The sequence below is a fragment of the Pseudooceanicola sp. DL12 genome, assembly GCF_056270665.1.
Genome location: NZ_CM149884.1, coordinates 870,875 through 888,091 on the forward strand (window position 1 = coordinate 870,875; position 17,217 = coordinate 888,091).

Consider the following 17,217-nt stretch of genomic DNA (forward strand, 5'->3'; position numbering starts at 1 on the left):
ACGGCGTGACCCGGCCCCGTCGCGGCTTGTCGCGCCGGGGTCAGCCGGCCGCCGTGTCGATGGCGCGGGTCAGGCCGGCAACCACGCGGCGGCCAATCTCGTCGCGCAGGTCGCGCCGTGCGAGCAGAGCGCAGAGCGCCCGTGCCGCTTCGGCCATCTGGCGGCAGTCGGCGTCATGGGACAGACACCAGTCGATCCGCTCCTCCAGGTCCGCGAGGTCGCGGCGGAAGGGCACGTAGTGCTGCCACGGGCGGAAGTGCCCGGAGGCAAAGGTTTCGAAGACCCCCTCCATCACCAGGGCAAGGCTGCCGCTGTTCATCGTCCAGTAAAAGGACGAGCCTACGTCCATGCCCGGCAACACCAGGATGTAGCGGAAGAGGCGGGCCTCCTGCTGGCTCAGTCTCGGGCGGAGGTAGGGCGGCATGAAGGGAAAATCCTCCAGGGCGCCACGGTCGGCCCCGGTAAAGCCGATGTCGAACCGCGGGTCGTCGATGTAGCGATGCATCAGGCGGTGACGGGGGAATTGCTCGAGGGTGCGGCGGGCCTTTCGCTCAGAGATCTCACCACTCTTGTACTTGCGCATCAGCGGCCCGAGGCGCAGCCCTTCGCGCCGGACCTCACCGTGCCAGTCGGCCCGGCCGTTGAGGTTGCCGCGCCAGGCGATGCGGGGCGCCTTTTTCGCCCAGGCGACATCGGTCCAGTCGGCGGGGCCGAGAAAGCCGGGGCTGCCGATGTCATGGTAGCCGGGCAGGGGCCAGAGCACGCGGCCGGGATCGCCCACCGCGCGGTTGAAGGCAAAGACCGGATGCAGGCGCCCATCGGGCAGTGCCACTTCGCGCAACCGTCGATCCTGCATGTCGACGATCAGGTCACTGCCCGCTCCGGCGGCCAGGAGGCCACGCAGGGCGCCCAGGGGCTTGTCGAGGGTGGCGAAGCGGTTGGTGTTGAAGACGGCCTGCGGATCACCGGGAGCGGCGCCCTTCTCGTAGCGCCACCCGTTGTCGGGATAGGGGCGCCCCTTTGCAGTGTTCCAGGCGAGGGCGGAGCCGCTGCTTCCCGCCAGGGCGCGGCTGCGTGTCTCCTCTGTCAGGGCGAGGGGCTGATCCGGTACGAGCCCCAGCTGCAGCTGCACGGAGGCCTCTATGAACCGCGCGTCATCCACCGGGCTCAGCCGAAATAGCCGATCTTCTCGGCCAGGGCATTGCCAGCCTCGGTCTGAAGGATGCGGGTGACCTTTTCCTGATGCGTGGCGACGGCATGGGCGTGCCATTCGGCCAGTTCCGGATCGGCGCCGAGGCTATCGCGGATCTGACGTGCGGCGAGAGAGAGGCCGGCATAGCGGGTATCGTCGTCGCCCGGCCGGTTGTACCCTTCCCAGTAGCCGAGTGATTGTTCCAGCCGGGTGGTGCCGGCCACGTCGCCGCGGTCGACCTTGACCAAATAGGCGGCGGCGCTGCGGATGGCATAATGGTTCAACTGGGCGTAGGCGACGCTGGTCAGGGAATCGAGTGCCTTGATCTTGGTGTCAGTGTACTCGGGCGGCAGGACGTGGCCCGAGCCGTCGCGCCAGACGTGGCCGGCCGCGGAAAAACGCTCCATCAGCGGGCGGTGATTGCGCCGGATGCGGAAAGGCACGTCGTTGCGGTAGAGCGTCTTGACGGCGTTCAGCACCGGCTTGCCCTGTTCGGCGAGGGCGGCATAGGGCTTGTTCCGCTGGGTGAACTGCGCGGTTACGGGCCGATCGACAAGCTCCCTCTGCCCGTTGCTGTTGTAGGGCACGGAGGTGAAGGAGACCGCGTCGCTCTCTCCGACCTGTGCCAGGAAACCGTCGAGCGTGGCATCCTCGGTATTGAACTGCAGGTATTCGTCGACGTCGGAATGCAAAATCCATTCGGCATCGCGGTAGGCGTTGAAGAGCTTGGCGTACCGCAGGGCCATGACCTGCCATTGACCTTCGTTGCGGCGCAGCATCTTGGGGTTGGGCGCATGGGTGACATGGCCCAGTTCCGCCAGCCGGTCGAGGATGCGATCGGTGCCATCGTCGCAGTCGTTGGTGACAACGATGAAATGGCCGAAGCCTATGGCCAGGTGATGGGCCATCCAGTCGAGGATATAGGGCCCCTCGTTCTTCATCGCCGTCACATGCAGGTATTTCACCCGTTTCGCCATGGTTCGTCTTTCCGTCTGAGCTTTGTCGTCACTTATCACGTTCCGCGCGCGGCGGTACCACCGTGGAAGCGACCGCATCGATTTCCGTGGCGCCCTGCAGGATCACACAGCTGGCCCCCAGCCGGATCTGCACGCCTTCTGGCACGGCAGTGATTTCAGGCGCGACGGGCCATTCGGAAAGGTCGAGCGCGACACCGGCGTGCCAGTCGGTGATCCGAGTCAGCCCGCCGTAGGCGATCACGTAGCGGGTGCTGCCCGACCCGCCGGTGATCGTGTTCTCGCCGGTGCCGACGGTGATGATGTCGTCGCCCTCCTCGGAGATCACCCGGTTGTTGCCCGGCCCGGTGTCGATCCGAGAGGTGCCCGGCCCGTCGTGGATCACGTCGTTGCCGTGGCCGCCGACAATGGTGTTGTTGCCGCCGTTGCCGTGGATCACGTCATTGCCGGTGCCGCCATCGAGCAGGTCGCTGCTCTCTCCGCCCCAGAGGTAATCATCGCCCGAGCCGCCGAAGAAGCGGTTGCGATCCTTGCGCCGCTTGGAGCGGGCAATCAGCCGGTCGTTGCCGGCGCCGCCATGGAATTCCGCCCCGGCGTATTTGGGCCCGATCATCACGTCGTCGCCCAGCGATCCGCGTACCTCGATGGTGACCCGCTCGGAGGTTTCGAACTCGATCGGGCTGTCGGGATGCGCGATGATGCGCAGGCGCTTGCCGTCCCGGCTGCCGTCGGGATTGGCGCTCTCGTTGCGCGAGACGACGGTGGCGATGCGGATCTTCTCGATATTTGCGGGGGCATGAAGGACGTAGTCGTCGGGGCCGGCCATGTACCAAAGGGTATCGGTGCCGCCGTCCTTTTCCTCGACGATCTTCTCGGCATCGGAGCCATAGGCCCAATAGTCGTTGTTGCCGCGCCCGCCGGCCATCACGACGGTGCCATCGACCGCCATCATCGCGTTGACCCCATCGGCGGGGTTCTCGAAGCCGCGCAGGTCGAGCCCGAGGTCGAGAGCGCCGGCGACGAGCTCGTCGCGCAGGGTCTGAAGGGGGGCAGTCGCGACGATGTTCGTCGTCTCGCCGGGATCCGCGACCACATCGTAGACATGCTCTTCGCCGTTCGGATAGCGGAAGTAGCGGAACTGGCTGAGCCCTTGGACGGAGGGGCGCACGCTGAGGGTGCCAAAGACACAGGTCACGGGCGATTTCGTGGCGTCGAAATCACCGAAGCTGTCATCAATCAGCGGTAGCAGGCTTTGCCCGGTCACCCAGTCGGGGCGATAGGGCAGGCCGGCCAGGTCCATGATCGTCTTGGGCAGGTTGCCCAAGGACACTGGCAGGGCCACATCGCTGTGCCGATCCATCCGGGCGGACCAGATGCCCAGCGGGACGTGGGCGGCGCTGTCCCACTGGCTCATCTTGTGAAAACTGTCGTGATTGCCGAGGTTGAATCCGTTGTCCGACAGCAGCAGCACGGTGGTGTTGCCGGCGATGGGAGAGGCGGCGAGCGCATCCAGGAAGCGGCCGATCTCGTGGTCGACATGGGAGCAGGCGGCGAAATAGGCCCGAACCACCTGCCGCCAGCCCTCGTCGCCGGCCTTCTCGGGGGTCCACTGGCCGTTAACGATATAGGCGAGCTCGTAGACCGCCATTCCGGGCTGCGGACCGTGGTAATCCTCTTCCGCAGCGATCTCGGGCCAGGTGATCTTTTCGACATCGTACATCTGGTAGAAGCGGTCGGGGGTCACGAGGTTGTAATGCGGGTGCTTGAAGCCGAGCTGGATCAGGTGTCGGCGTGCGGGGTCGATGCGACCGAGATGGTCGATGGCATTCTGGGCCACCCAGTAATCGTAGAACTTGTCGTCCTGGGAGCCGTCATCATTCGGGTGATTGACACCGGCCACGCCCGGCCCCTTTCCGTCGAGGTAGTCGTGCACGCCCTTGCGGCCGCCCTTGTCGCTGGCCTCGACGTCATGATGGAAGAGAATGCGCCGGTAGTCTTCGGGCATTGGCTTGTAGTTGCCGTCGGTCTTGCCGGTGGTGAATGTCTCGAAGCCGGCCCGACGCAGGTCGTACTGCCAACCGGCCGTGGGGGGCAGGACGTCGCGCCAGAGCCGGTTGAGATCGACCAGCCCGGTACGGAAAGGCGAGAGACCGGTGGCGAGTTCTGCGCGGCAGGGGGCGCAGAGCGGCACTGTCGCATAGGCATTCCGGAACTGCGCCCCGCTCGCCATCAGCCGGTCGATGTTGGGGGTCTTGATCTCTATTCCGAAGGCATTCCGCCAAGTGAAGATGTCGATCATGTCATCGATCCAGATGACGGCAATGTTGTCGTCGCGCGTGCTCTCGCGATCAAAGCCCATGACCGGCCTCCTGTTGCCAATGCGCGACCAGCTCGGGGTAGGGGCCGCCGGCAAAGATATCGCGATCCGGCCAGAGCCAGACCGTGGCGATCTTCGCCTCTCCAAGTGTCTTGACGATACCGGCCCGGTCGCTGCGGCAGGCGATGAAGAGGCCATGCGCGCCGGGCGCGAGGGAGAATGCACCGGTAAGGCCCTGGGGGGGCTCACCGTTCACGGCCAGCTTTATCTCGGGCCCGGCGACCGCGCCGCAGATCAGTGACAGGGCAGTATCCTGCGCGACAGGGCGGGTCAGTCCGGTATCATCGTCGCGGTATTTGAGCTCGGCCTGGCCGTCGGCGGCGCTGAGAAACAGGTAGTTGCGGCCCTCGCTCGGGTTCAGGGTGAGCAGGGTGCCGGGCCTTCCGAGCGGTGCCGCGAACATCACCGCGAAGCTGAGGCTGCTGCTGGCCAGGGCAAGCGCATCGAGCGCGAAGCCGCAGTTGACCCCGGCGCGGGTCTGCAGGACCGGGCGCCCGGCCAGCGTGGCCTTGCGGGCATGGCCCAGGTTCGGGGCGGCCGGGCGGGCGAGATGGGTGCCGGAGAGGTCCTGCCAGCCGGTGATGCCGTCGTCCGCGGCGACGAGGCCCGCGGCATCGAAGGCGATGGCGCCGGGCACGGAAAGGCGCCGAGCAGGGATGGGCGCGTCGTCCAGCAGGGCGCCGCGGGGCAGGTCCATGTCGATAAAGAGCATCAGCCGTGCACCTCGAGGCTTGCGGGCAAGGCCCAGCGGTGGATGGGCGGGCCGGCGGATGCGACCCAGTCGTCGCGGATTGCGCCGGGCCCGTCCCATGCATAGCTAAGGGTCAGGCCGGAGGTGGGGGCGGGGCCCTCGGTTTCGATGAGCAGGTCGCGCGGTTCTTCGGGGTCCGTCCGGACGCTGCGGATGGCGATGGGACCCTGCGTCGTCTCGAGCCGCAGGCCATGGGCGGGGCCGGCGCCGAAAGGATCGGTCGGGTCTATCCTAAGCGCGGCCAGGGCATTGGATTTTAGGCGGATCAGATCCGTGCCTTCGCGCTCGGCGAGCAGGAAGAGAGGGCACTGCCAATCGCGCCCGGCCTCGATCTCGGCCAGGGCGGCGGCCTCGATCATGGCGCGGTGGCGCATGCCCTGATCGGTAAGCCGGTCGAGGGCATCGGTGTCGAGTGCATAGCCCGGTACGGCAAAGAGCGGCCCCATGTCGGAGCGGTGCAGGGCCAGGTGCCATTGTGCCTGGCGGAAACGAAGGGCGCGGGTATCGAAGACCATCAGCGCGGGTGCCGGGGGCAGGTCGCAGGCCCAGAGCCGGCGGGCCAGCTGAGTGAGCAGGCCGCGCATCGCGGCCGTGAAATCCTCTGGCGGGGTGGTGATGTCTTCCAGGGCGAAGTCGACGGAAAGCGCGGCGAGTTTCGCCGGCCTGCCGAGGCTGTCTGCCAGGGCCGTCAGGTTGCGGGCAGCCTGCACAAGATTATCCATGGCGGGGCCTCTCGCCAGGTCGGCGATCGAGGCGGAGCGGTCGGTTTCGGCCCGCACGTAAAACAGCGGAAGCGCACGCCCGGCCTGCTGGCGCAGATGCAGGATCGCTTCGGCGAGAAGGGCATCGGAGGTCTGCTCGCGCAGCTGGCCGGCAAGATCGGTGGCACCGGCACTCTCGATCCCGGCCACGCCGACCGCGCCGATGTCGTCTGCGGCAGAGATGACGTGATGGGGAAAGCCCGTCGGGCCGGGCAGGGCACGGGCGCGGCGCGCCCCGCCAAGGCTGAGCACGCCCTGAACCGGCCCGGTTGTCTCGGCGAGTATGGCGCCGCCGGCGGTGCGGCGACGGTAGCCACGGGGGGCGGACATGCCGGGCAGGTTGGCCTCGAAGCAGATCCAGTCGCCGCGGGTGCGCAGGTTCCAGGCGTCGATGTCGCCCAGGATCGCGGGGTCCGGATCGGGGTGCAGGCGGCTTCGGATATCGTCGACGACACGATCGGAGAGCTTCAGGATCAGCCCGGTTTCATCGAAACGGATGACGTCGCCGTTGCGGGCACGCAAGAGCACGTTGCCATCGCCGTCCTGCCAGATCTGCCTGTCGTCGTCGGAAGACATTGCCTGTCCCTGCCTGATGTTCTGATGGATGATAGTCTGGAAAGTTGACGGAGGTTGCAACAGGTACGGGTGTCAGGAAGGACCCGTCGCTGCGATCAGTCGGGCCGCCCTGGCCTGCAGGATGTCGATGGTGGCGGCAAAGCTCTCGGGTGTGACCGCAAGCGGCGGGTTGGGCCGGAACTGAAGCCTTTGCCAGGGAAATGCCCTTGCCTGGCTGGCCAGCCTGTCGCGACGTTTGGGGCGCATGGCGGCCGGGTCGGAATTGGCCGGAAGCTCGATCAGGGCCTTCATGAAGCGGGCCTGGCCGTCCCGGAGGGCGTTGGCTTGGCGCAGCACCTCTGCCTGGCTGTCAGTAAGCGAGGGGTTCACCGAGAGGCGGCGGCCTTTGCCGAGATGCGGCCAGCCAATGCCCTTGCAGAAGGCTTCGACCACGTCGCGACCGCGGGTGAAAGGCAAGACGAGAGTCTCGCGCGCGCCGAAAGTTCCTGTCATCGACCGCTGCATCGCCTCGAAGTCGAGCAGCTGCCTGCAATAGGGCTGATCGAAAAATTCGGCGTAGCTCTTGCTGGTTTGCCACAGGTGACGCGCGGAGTGCTGCTCGGCACCGCCACCGGGGCGGCGGTTCTGGATTGATTGCAGGTAGAAGCTGCGCATCCAGGCATTCTTGTCACGCTCGAAGAGCACCAGCGTGACATCATAGCCTTCGAGCGCGCCGGACAGGGCGGAGACTGAGGCCTCGCTCAGCCCCGGCATTTCGACGAAGAGGCTTTCGTCGGAAAGGAAGACGGTTTTGCAGCCTGCGGGCCGGGCCGCAAGGGTGGCACCTAGCTGTTCGACGGAGGAATCCCGCAGCGCCCGGGAAAACCATGCATGGTTCAGGTCCCTGGGGTCTGCCCCCTCGGTCGGATAGTGGATGCCCTCTGCCCGGTAGGCCTCGGCGTGGCCGTGGAAATAGGCCTGGAGCGAGCTCGTGCCGGTTTTCGGCAGGCCGCAATGGATCACCAGGCGCGGGCGGGAGGCCGGCAGGGCCGCCCGGAGCTTCTCGCTCATGCGCGGGTGGCCGGCGGCGCGAAGCGCGCGGGGATAATCATAGAGTGTGGTATGCCCCTTTCCCGCGGCTTTGCGGCCCATGCGGCGCAGGTAACCCGCCGTACCGGCGCGCTGATCACGGACCGTTTTCCGAAGATGCGCCGGGCTGGCCTGACGGGCGAGCAGGGCGGCCAGCGCGTTGCGGGTCTCCTCGCTGCGCGTCAGCATTTCCACCACGCCATGTCCCGTGCCGTAGACCGGAAGGCGCCGGACGGGGTGGCTCTGTTCGATCCGGGCGAGGTGCCGACGGTCGAGGGTATGGGTGGGGTCGCAGGCGATGACATAGGTGCATACTGGGGTAACCTCGGCCGCCAGATCGTACCGGAAGGGCCCGATACGGGCGGCTTCGTCGTTGAAACGGCGTTCGAATGGAGCAACTGTCGGGTCGATGGAGACCTGCGGTGCGAGGGCGACACAGAGATCGGCGCCGAGGGTGCGGGAGGCCAGCAGGGCGCCATAGGCGCCCATCGAGGAGCCATAGGAGGTGACGGGCCGATCCGGACCGAGCGCCGCGCGGCAGCTGCGCAGGGCGTCAAAGAAGTCGGGCGACTGATACCAGTCGACCTCGGTGACCGCGAGGTAGATGGCAGAGATCCCGCGTTTGGTCAGGAAGGACTCTGCCCAGCCCGGGGTCTCGGGGCCGGTGGGATGGACGCGATCGGGAAAGGAGACCACCACGCGCTGACTGCCCGCCTCGACCAGACGGGCCGAGAGGCGGGGGCTCCGGTAGATCATCTGTCCGGGCCGCATCTTGTCAGGCTCCGGGCGGGGCGGCTGTGCGGTCGAAGACGATCATGCCACGGTCCTGCCAGTCTTCGTTGCGCTGAAATCCGATTCCGGCGAGCGCCTCTGCATAGTCCGACTCCGGGGCGCTTTCGCAGAAAAGTTCCTGAGGCAGGATGATGCGGCGCAGGCGGCCGACAGGCATGGCAGCCAGCGTGCCGGGAGTGATGTCGCGGTCACAGACGCGCAGCACGGAGGGCCGAAAATCTCCAACGAGGGCCATGAAGCCACCGGCTTCGTCCTCTCCGTCAGAGGGAAACACGAGGGGGCCATCGGTTATCTTGAGGCGTGAGGTGTCGCTGAGGCCATTGGATCGTGCAATCCCCTCCGATACGCGGGCCAGATCAGGGCGGCTGTTCTGCGACAGAGCCACAAGGCCCGGAAGGGTGGAAAGGGCCTGCAGGACGACCACGCCGGCCTCGCCGCCGATATTGAGAAACCGGTCGCTGTCCGCCAGCTGTCCGGTGATATGGCGCATGTGGCGGCGAGCATATTTGCCGGCGGCGATCTGGTCCAGGGCATCGGGGCCGAAGACGGCGGCGTCTGCCGGGATCATGATGTCGTGGTTCTTGATCACCTCGACATGGGAATTGTCCTGCAGGGCGACCGGTGCCGGCAGGAAATCATCCTGCCAACCGTCAACGACCGGGTTGCGGCGCTCTTTTTTCGGCTTGTCGGAGGCGGCCTTTTCGACCTCGCTCATCAGGGCGGCGATCTTGGCGGGGTCGCGGGCCTGGGGCGGCTTGGCGACGACCTTGTTGATCGGCACCTTTCCGGCCTCGATCAGCCCGGCCTTCATCTCGGCATAGGCCTCGGTCTGCTTGTACTCGTTCAGGCGGGTCTCGACACGTTCCAGTGCGGCAAAGTGCAGCCGGTTCAGGATGGGGTCCTTCAGCAGCTCGTCGAAGATCTCTGCACGCCTTTCGGCATGGCGCAGGATCGCCTCGTCGCGGACCTCGTTGCGGTCCTGCAGGGCCCAGTAGTCGGCGTTGTACTTGTCTTTCTTGTTGTTCACGTTGCCGCGGAACTTGCGGATGGCGTAGGCGTCGATCCCCTTGACGGCATAGTGGTTCATCTGTGCCCAGTCATAGCCCAGGGTACGGCGGATCGAACGCCAGCCGCGGAACTTGAAGTAGTCCTCCATCGGTTCGCCGGAGCCGTTGAGCCAGTGCACGGTCTCGGGAAACCCGTCCTTGAGATGCTTGTTCTTGATCTTGGGACGGTGGATCCCGAGCTTCCAGTACTCGGGATCGAACTTGAATAGCGTCTTGACGCCCCAGCCCTTGTTCCACAGGCGCGGCGCTGCATAGAGGTACTGTTCGGTCACCGGCGCGCGCGACCATTCCTCGACGTAGCCCGAACCGAAGATACGCCAGGTGATGACGATGCCGTTGGCGCCCCTTGCCTCGGCCTCGGTGATCATGCCGTCGAGCGTGCCGTCGCCGTGCCTGATGCAGAGGAATTCATCGGCGTCGAAGACGAGCACCCAGTCGGCGGCGCCGACCAGCGGTTCGGCCTGGGCATAGTTCAGCGCCGAGGGCTGCGGCTTGATCCCCTCTGTAATGTCGTTGCGTCGGTGATAGCCCAGGCCCAGTTCCTCGAGCCGGATCAACATGTCATCGGTGCCGTCGCTGCAGTCGTTGGTATAGACGAGGATGTCGGTGAAGCCGACGGCGAGGTGATGGGCGAACCATTCCAGAAGGTATGGCGCCTCGTCCTTCATCATCGACACGGCCATGATGGTGCCGTGCGGACTTGCATGCTTTTTCAACGCCATGGCGCCCCGCTATTCCAGTGCCAGCGACGGGTCGATGCCCACCTCCTTGCACATGCGATCGGCATAGGAATTCTCCAGCGGCACGTTCTTGCGCCACCAGGGTTTGGTGCCGTTGGTATAGAGGTGGACGCTGACGGTATTCTCGGTGAACCAGCCTTCGACCCGGCCGTAGGGATCATAGAAGATGTCGTTGAGCTGGAACGGCACGGGATAGAGCACGTCGTTGGTCATCGCGCGCTCGATATCGCCGGTCTGCTGGGCGAAATAGGTAAAGGCCTGCGGTCCGAAGGCGGTGCGCTCGGTCTTGTAGATCCGCACCGGCAAGGGGATCTTGGGGTCGAGGCGGTCCATCTTCTTGCGCTGGTTCTTGTTCCACCAGGCGGGATAGTCCGGCAAGTTCTCGTAGTAATCGAGCAGCCGATCCATCAGTTCGCCCTTTTGGGGGATCCCGACGACACCGCAGTTCAGCGCGCCGCGCATCCCGTGCCCTGCATAGATATGCTCCCATTCATCGGGAAAGGGCTTGTGGCAGAAGGCGTCGCAGTCGATCCAGATCGCGCCGGTCTTCTGGATCATCTTGTAGCGGAAGACGTTGGAGAGGAAGGAGGCGGAGGTGTTCTCAACCACGGACATGTCGATGTCCATGATCTCGGACGCCGGGCGGATGTCGACACCCTCGGGGGCATTTGTGACCTCGTCGGTGCAGTAGAGCGTGGTCGGGTGACCATGGCGCAGATGCGACTTGAGGCAAAGCTGATTGAGATATTGCAGCTTGTCCCCGATCCACAACGAGGCGACGGGGCGGCGGTTCAGATCCATGGGAGTCTAATCTCTATCCAGGTGGTCACGGGGCATTCGCGGCCCCATTTTTCTGCGAGACTATCGCCGGTATGGGGTCCTGTCCATCGGACAGCACGCTGACGGGTCAAAAGCATTTGACAGGCGTCTTTGGTACCACAGCCGGCCGGCATGGGGCGATGTGGCAGGGCGGTATCAGGGAGCACAGGCACCTTGCGGCGAGGCCCCCCGAGCGCTTAGGGATGGTACGTTCTGGAGAGGAGTTGTGCGGTGACATTCTCGGTAGCGGCCCTGACGATGTGCGCGCCCAGCGACGTCGTCTACCTGGATCTCTGGCTATCGCACTATGCCGGGCAACTGGGCGGCGCGGGCCATCTCTATGTCATCGTCGACGGGGCCGGGACGGGCATCGGCGCACATGTCGCGCAGACGGCGCCGGGGGCGTCGGTAATCGAGATTGCCGTGGGCCGTAGGGAAGCGGTCTTCGAGAAGCGGCGCTGGTGGATCCTGCAGCATTTCAGCGAGATCCTGGCCATGGGATACGATGCGGTTATCTGCGGCGACGTTGACGAGCTGATTGTGCCGGCACCGGACCTGGGTGCGAGTTTGCCCGACTATCTTGAGCGGGAGGGCCGCGGATCGGATCACATTTGCCCGATCGGCTTTGAGATCATCCAGATGCCCGAGGAGACCGCTCCCTTTGATCCGGCACGCAGGATCCTGTCGCAGCGGCACTTCGGCAGGCTGCACAGCAAGTATGCGAAGCCGAGCATCCGCATGGACGCCTTTGCGCGCAAGCTGAAGCCGGGGGGCCATATCTGGCACAACGGCGCCTGGGACATCCGCCCCGAGCTGGTGCTGTTTCATCTCAAGGCACTGGACGAGACCCTGGCCGGGCAGATTGCCGTCAGCCGGATGGAGCGGGTCCAGGCCATGGAAGATGACGGGGCCACCAAGGATGATCACGGGGTTCGCGGCTGGCAGGCCGGTGTGGCGCAGATCCGCGAAATGCAGGACTGGATGACAGAGCGCCGCGGGCGCATGATGCCCTTCGAGGAGCTGGATATGACAGCGCTTCTGGCGAAATACGAGGCGCGGCGCGCCAAGATCAAGCGCTGCCCTTCGATCCAGACCGGGCCGTTGCGCCTCGGGCAGGCTTGGGCTGACCTGATCTGAGGCGCCTTGTCGCCCGGAAAAACAACCACTGCGTCTGGAAAAATGCAGACGCATATATATCTTGGAATGTGAAGGGCTCCGCACCTGCGGTTGTCCGCAAGCGAGCGAGAAGGAGGACTCCCATGAGCTATACGATCGACCGGATTTTCGAAGCAGGTGATTTCGCGGACATCGACGCGCGCACCCGCAAGGCTCTGGCCGACAACGGGTTCGGCGTGCTGACCGAGATCGACGTCGCCGCGACCATGAAAAAGAAGCTCGACAAGGACATGGCGCCCTATGTCATCCTTGGTGCCTGCAACCCGACCATGGCCTATCAGGCGATCGGGATGGAGCCGCGGGTGGGCGCAATGTTGCCCTGCAACGTGATCCTACGGGCGACGGATGCCGGTGTGGAGGTCAGCGCAGTGGATCCCGAGGCCTCGATGCAGGCCATCGACAATGCAGAGCTGACGGCGGTGGCCGGCAAGGTGCGTGCCATGCTTGAAACCGTGGTTGCTGCGATCTGAGGCCCTGCCCATGCCGGGCGCCCCGCCCAGGCGATGAAACAAACGGGCCCATCGGCCCTCGGACACCCGTGGCGATGCTGCGGGTGTTTTCGTTTTGCGCAGGCTTTCATCGCAACCGGGAGGGAAGGGATGATTGGACGTCCCCGAATAGATATTTCCCTTGAGGAAAAAAATTTCTTGAAAGTATATTTGGGGGGGCTCGGAACGAGAACCGGCGGCCTTCGAACCAAGGCGCCCATGGTAAGGGGACTGAAGATGGGCTATGCCACCGCGCGCCGGACCGAAGCCGAAGAGATCCCGGTTATCGACATCACGCCGCTGCGCGACGGGTCTGCTCCGGTCGCCGTCGCGCATGCCCTCCATGCGGCGAGCCAGGGGCTCGGCTTTATCTACGTGCGCGGTCACGGCATTCCGGAGGCGGAGATCGAGGCTGCACGGGAGGCGGCCTATGCCTTCTTCCATGCCGACCCGGCGCTAAAGGAGACGGTGCGCGTGTCGCCGCAGCATCGCGGCTGGCTGGCGCAGGGCGGTGCCAGGATGCAGGACGATGCGCGGGCTGATCTGAAGGAGAGCTTCATCTGGGGCTTTCAGGATGCCGATGGCGTCACTCCGGACGATCATTCGCTGCGGGGCCGGAACCGCTGGCCCGCGTTTCAGCCCGAACTGGAGCAGCTCGCCATGAGCTATTTCGTTCACGCGCACGAGGTGGCCCACCACCTGCTGCGTGGCTTTGCCCTCGGGTTGGATCTGCCGGAAGATTTCTTTCTGAAAACCGCGGCGAAACCGTTGTCGCGTTGCTCCTTCGTCTACTACCCGCCGCAGGACGCCGACCTTGGCGAGGATCAGTTCGGAGTCGGGCCGCATACGGATTTCGGCGTGTTGACCGTGCTCTGCCAGGACGACGTTGGCGGGTTGCAGGTGGAAGACGCAAAAGGCGAATGGATAGAGGCGCCGCCTATCCCCGGCACGCTTCTGGTCAACGTGGCTGATCTTCTCGCCCGGTGGACGGATGGGGCCTACAAGTCGACACCGCACCGTGTGGTGAATACCTCGGGTCGGGAGCGCATGTCGCTGGTCCTTGCCTTTGATCCCGACCCCGAGACGATGATCGATGCCAGGGACGTTTTTGGGCCCGGGCACGAAGCGCAGGAGCCGCCGATCCGATGCGGTGACTACCTGAACTGGCGCTTCGCGCGGGCCTTTGCACATCGCAAGGCGTGACTATGGAGGATGCTTCACGGATCGCTGTCCGGAACCTGCTTGAGAACTGCGCAGGGCTGAAACCGGGAGACGATGTCATCATCTGTCACGAGGACCCGGCCCATGGCTGGTACGATGCAGAGGTGACCGAGGTGATCGCGGCGGAGGCGGACCGTATAGGCATTCGCGTACGGCGTTTCGAGGCGGGGCCACCCGATGGCGTACAATCCCCCGAGGTTGTCGAATTGCTGGCCTCTGGCGCGAATATCGTCTTCCTGGCGCGGATCGGCGACCAGGGCCGGTTTGATGGATTGGGGCAGGGGCATCGGGTGATGGTCTATGCCCGCAGCGCCGAGGCACTCGCCTCGGATTTCGGATGTGTACCGCATCCGGCGATGCAGGCCCTGAAGCACGCGGTGGACCGGCAGATCGTGACGGCGGAGCGGATCAGGATCATCTGTCCGCGTGGAACGGACATGGCCGGCACCGCGCGCGTGCAGGTGCCCGGCGATAGGACCGCAGCGGTCGGCATGATGGCGGATGTGACCACCAAGCGGTTTCCGCTCGGGGTCCCGGCGCCGGTTCCGGCGGAAGCCTTCTCGGGACATGTGGTGGTGGATGTGGCGCTGACGCCAACCGGGAACCGAAGTTATGATCCCGCCGTGCTGCCGCTGAAGGGCAAGGTCATGGCGCAGATCGAAGCCGGCCGTATCGTGGCCTTCGAGGGGTTGCAGGAAGATGTCTCAGCCGTCCGTGCGCACTATCTGCAGGTCGCCGAACGGTTCGCGCTCGACCCTTTCGTCGTGCACAGCTGGCACGCGGGGCTGCATCCCGGCTGCCGTTACTTCGAACCGGCGGGGCAAGATCTGGACTATTGGTCGAACACGGTGTTCTCCAGCCCCCGGGTGCTGCATTTTCACACCTGCGGGACCGCTGCGCCGGGGGAAATCAGCTGGAACCTGGTGGACGCGACCGTGACGCTGGACGGCGTCGCCCTGTGGGACGCAGGGCGCCTCGACCCATGGGCCTTTCCCGGACTTGCGGCCTGTGTTGCGGCCTCTGCAGAGCTGTCGGCCCTGTTTCCGCGCTAGAGCTTCCGGGCCGGGGCGAGCCAGGCTTCGAGCATGCGTCGCAGGTCTGCCAGCATTTCGGGGTCGCCCGTACCGTCCTTGCGGAAAGCCTCTTTCAGTACACCGTCGGCGGCAAAGAAGATCGTCCGGGCGCGCAGCTGTGCGAGATCAGGCGAGACGAGCCCCCGGGCCCGAAGCACCTGTGCCAAGATCCCGGCCATGGTGTCCTTGTGCACCCGCGAGGCCTCGGTCTCGGCACCTAGGCGAAGGCTGCGGGTGGTGGCCTCGTCACGATAGATGGCCACGACGGCATCAAGCAAGGTGCCGATGCCCTGCTCCTCCGGGGCCTGTGTCAGCAGCTCGCGCATCAGGGCCTCGAGACGCAGGTAGTAGCGCGCTGCCATCACGCCGCGTATCGCCTCGCGATCGGGAAGGTATTGGTGCAGTGCGCCCACGGTGACGCCGGCGGCCTGGGCCACTTGCGTGAGGTTCAGGGCTTCGGGGCCGCGTTCGTCGAGCAGGCGATCTGCGGCCTCAAGGGCGCGTGTCACCTTTTCGCGTGAACGGGTCTGGGCGGGCAGGCGACGCAGCGGAAGGTCGTCGAGAGGGGCATTCATGCTAAAACCAAACTTGACTCTGATTTTGTTTGAGCGTCATCCTGCGGCATGAGCGAGGAAATGACCATAGAGGAGTTGCGCGAGGCGGTCGCGCTGGCAGCGCGACGGGTGGCGGCGCGGGGCCTGGTTGATGGTACGTCCGGAAATGTCAGTGCGCGGCAGCGGGATCTGGTTGCGGTGACCGCGACGGGCCTGGAGCTGGCCGAGGCAACGGCGGAAACCGTGACGGTGGTGGACCTGTCGGGACAGGTCGTCGAGGGCAGTTTTGCCCCGACCTCCGAGATCGACCTGCACCTGGGCGTCTATCGCAGCGCAACTTGTGCCGCGGTGGTACATTGTCATGCGCCCTACGCAACGGCCGCGGGCTGCGTGCTGAGCGAATTGCCTGTGATCCATTACGAGCAGATCGCCCTGGGAGGGGCGATCCGCGTGGCGCCCTTTGCGGTGTTCGGGACGCCGGAACTGGCTGCGAACGTGGCCGGTGCACTGAAGGGCCGCAAGGCGGCATTGATGGCCAACCACGGCGCGGTGGCCCATGGCAAGGATCTGGATGCGGCCGTGAAGCATGCCCTTCTGCTGGAGTGGCTGTGCAAGCTTCATGCCGATGCGAAGGCCTTTGGCGACCCTCGCGCGCTGAGCCTGGAGGAGCAGGTGGCGGTGGTCGAGCATGCCTTTCGCACCGGATACGGAACGACGAGGAAGACCTGAGGTAACCAGGAGGAGAGGGGCGCGATGCTTGGGGAGGAGATCGCGGGCAAGGTGCTGGCCACGGGGCGGACGAGCGAGATCGTCGACCTGGGCGGGGGCCATGTCCTGAAAGTGTTCGGAGCGGATGTGAGCGCGGATCTTGTTGAGCGCGAAATCCGGAACTCCGAAGAGGCTTATGCCATTGGCGCCACCGTGATAGCCTGTCACGGGGGAAGGGCAATCGAGGGGCGGCCGGGTATCGAGTTCGACGCGCTGACCGGCGCCTCGCTGACCCGGATGGCCGAGCAGAACCTGCTGAAGCTGAAGGAAAGTGGCCGGATTCTGGCCCGGTGTCATGCAGAGCTGCACGCCTGCGAGAGCCAGGTGTTTCCCGAGGCCCGGCAAGAGGTCACGGCGCTGCTGTCACGACAGGCGATGGGCTTTCTGACCGAGGGACAGAAGCGCGACGCACTGCGGCTTATCGCTGCTCTGCCGGGGGGCAGCACAGTGCTGCATATGGATTTTCATACCAACAACGTTTTCCGTCATCGCGGTGGATACGCCACGATCGACTGGCAGACGACCCTGCGGGGCGCCCCACAGGCGGACGTGGCGATGACGCTTTTTCTGCTGGCTGATGCCGAACTCTGGCCGGGAATCTCGCTGGCGCAGAAGCTGCTCTACAACACCGTGCGACGTATCCTGCGGCGTGCCTACCTGCTTGAGTATCGGCGGCTGACCGGCATGGATCAGGATGCCATAGACGCCTGGCGCCTGCCGGTAGTGATCCTGCGTCTGGCGGAATGGGATATCGCCAGCGAACGCGCGGCGCTGCGTGCGGAAATCCTGGAACTGCTCGGAGGCGAAGGGTGAGCCTGCA

At 65.3% G+C, this 17,217-nt stretch carries 15 protein-coding genes; 6 read left to right on the plus strand and 9 right to left on the minus strand.

From position 1 onward, the window contains the following. Window positions 1-40: 40 nt before the first annotated feature. The 8 genes from AC0WR5_RS04085 to AC0WR5_RS04120 form a co-directional block, all read right to left on the minus strand. The gene (locus AC0WR5_RS04085; RefSeq protein WP_475867145.1) at window positions 41-1,132 is read right to left on the minus strand and encodes a glycosyl transferase family 90; all 1,092 of its coding nucleotides are present in this window, start codon (window positions 1,130-1,132) and stop codon (window positions 41-43) included. A gap of 35 nt (window positions 1,133-1,167) precedes the next feature. Beyond that, window positions 1,168-2,169 carry a glycosyltransferase family 2 protein gene (locus AC0WR5_RS04090; protein ID WP_475867147.1) on the minus strand — a complete coding sequence of 334 codons (1,002 nt, stop codon included), beginning with the start codon at window positions 2,167-2,169 and terminating at the stop codon, window positions 1,168-1,170. Window positions 2,170-2,197: 28 nt separating this feature from the next. After that, window positions 2,198-4,525 (minus strand): sulfatase-like hydrolase/transferase, encoded by a 2,328-nt coding sequence (locus AC0WR5_RS04095; RefSeq protein ID WP_475867149.1) that lies wholly within the window; start codon window positions 4,523-4,525, stop codon window positions 2,198-2,200. Further along, the gene (locus AC0WR5_RS04100; protein WP_475867151.1) at window positions 4,515-5,255 is read right to left on the minus strand and encodes a hypothetical protein; all 741 of its coding nucleotides are present in this window, start codon (window positions 5,253-5,255) and stop codon (window positions 4,515-4,517) included. The genes AC0WR5_RS04095 and AC0WR5_RS04100 overlap by 11 nt, the downstream gene beginning before the upstream one ends. Next, complete coding sequence (locus AC0WR5_RS04105) at window positions 5,255-6,631, minus strand: hypothetical protein (RefSeq protein WP_475867152.1); 1,377 nt, start codon at window positions 6,629-6,631, stop codon at window positions 5,255-5,257. Before AC0WR5_RS04105 ends, AC0WR5_RS04100 begins: the two co-directional genes overlap by 1 nt. Window positions 6,632-6,703: 72 nt before the next feature. Further along, window positions 6,704-8,470, minus strand: a complete 1,767-nt coding sequence (locus tag AC0WR5_RS04110; protein WP_475867154.1) for a hypothetical protein — start codon at window positions 8,468-8,470, stop codon at window positions 6,704-6,706. Window positions 8,471-8,474: 4 nt separating this feature from the next. Beyond that, complete coding sequence (locus AC0WR5_RS04115) at window positions 8,475-10,280, minus strand: glycosyltransferase family 2 protein (protein ID WP_475867155.1); 1,806 nt, start codon at window positions 10,278-10,280, stop codon at window positions 8,475-8,477. A gap of 9 nt (window positions 10,281-10,289) precedes the next feature. Next, a complete protein-coding gene (locus AC0WR5_RS04120; RefSeq protein ID WP_475867158.1) occupies window positions 10,290-11,099 on the minus strand; it encodes a hypothetical protein in 810 nt (269 codons plus the stop codon). A 249-nt stretch (window positions 11,100-11,348) separates the two neighbouring features. Here AC0WR5_RS04120 and AC0WR5_RS04125 point away from each other — a divergent pair, with 249 nt between their 5' ends. The 4 genes from AC0WR5_RS04125 to AC0WR5_RS04140 all read left to right on the plus strand — a co-directional run bounded on the left by AC0WR5_RS04125 (window position 11,349) and on the right by AC0WR5_RS04140 (window position 15,054). After that, window positions 11,349-12,254, plus strand: coding sequence for a hypothetical protein (locus AC0WR5_RS04125; RefSeq protein ID WP_475867159.1), 906 nt, complete (start codon window positions 11,349-11,351; stop codon window positions 12,252-12,254). A 122-nt stretch (window positions 12,255-12,376) separates the two neighbouring features. Then, window positions 12,377-12,763 (plus strand): DUF302 domain-containing protein, encoded by a 387-nt coding sequence (locus tag AC0WR5_RS04130; RefSeq protein WP_475867161.1) that lies wholly within the window; start codon window positions 12,377-12,379, stop codon window positions 12,761-12,763. A 255-nt stretch (window positions 12,764-13,018) separates the two neighbouring features. Then, a complete protein-coding gene (locus AC0WR5_RS04135) occupies window positions 13,019-13,984 on the plus strand; it encodes an isopenicillin N synthase family dioxygenase (protein ID WP_475867163.1) in 966 nt (321 codons plus the stop codon). A 2-nt stretch (window positions 13,985-13,986) separates the two neighbouring features. Further along, window positions 13,987-15,054 (plus strand): hypothetical protein, encoded by a 1,068-nt coding sequence (locus AC0WR5_RS04140; protein ID WP_475867165.1) that lies wholly within the window; start codon window positions 13,987-13,989, stop codon window positions 15,052-15,054. On the opposite strand, the gene AC0WR5_RS04145 is transcribed toward AC0WR5_RS04140, so the two are convergent. Then, window positions 15,051-15,650 (minus strand): TetR/AcrR family transcriptional regulator, encoded by a 600-nt coding sequence (locus AC0WR5_RS04145; protein WP_475867167.1) that lies wholly within the window; start codon window positions 15,648-15,650, stop codon window positions 15,051-15,053. The genes AC0WR5_RS04140 and AC0WR5_RS04145 overlap by 4 nt on opposite strands. A gap of 60 nt (window positions 15,651-15,710) precedes the next feature. Here AC0WR5_RS04145 and AC0WR5_RS04150 point away from each other — a divergent pair, with 60 nt between their 5' ends. Both AC0WR5_RS04150 and AC0WR5_RS04155 read left to right on the plus strand, forming a co-directional pair. Continuing rightward, window positions 15,711-16,358 (plus strand): class II aldolase/adducin family protein, encoded by a 648-nt coding sequence (locus AC0WR5_RS04150; protein WP_475867169.1) that lies wholly within the window; start codon window positions 15,711-15,713, stop codon window positions 16,356-16,358. Window positions 16,359-16,382: 24 nt separating this feature from the next. Beyond that, window positions 16,383-17,210, plus strand: coding sequence for an aminoglycoside phosphotransferase family protein (locus tag AC0WR5_RS04155; RefSeq protein WP_475867171.1), 828 nt, complete (start codon window positions 16,383-16,385; stop codon window positions 17,208-17,210). The last annotated feature ends 7 nt before the right edge of the window (window positions 17,211-17,217 follow it).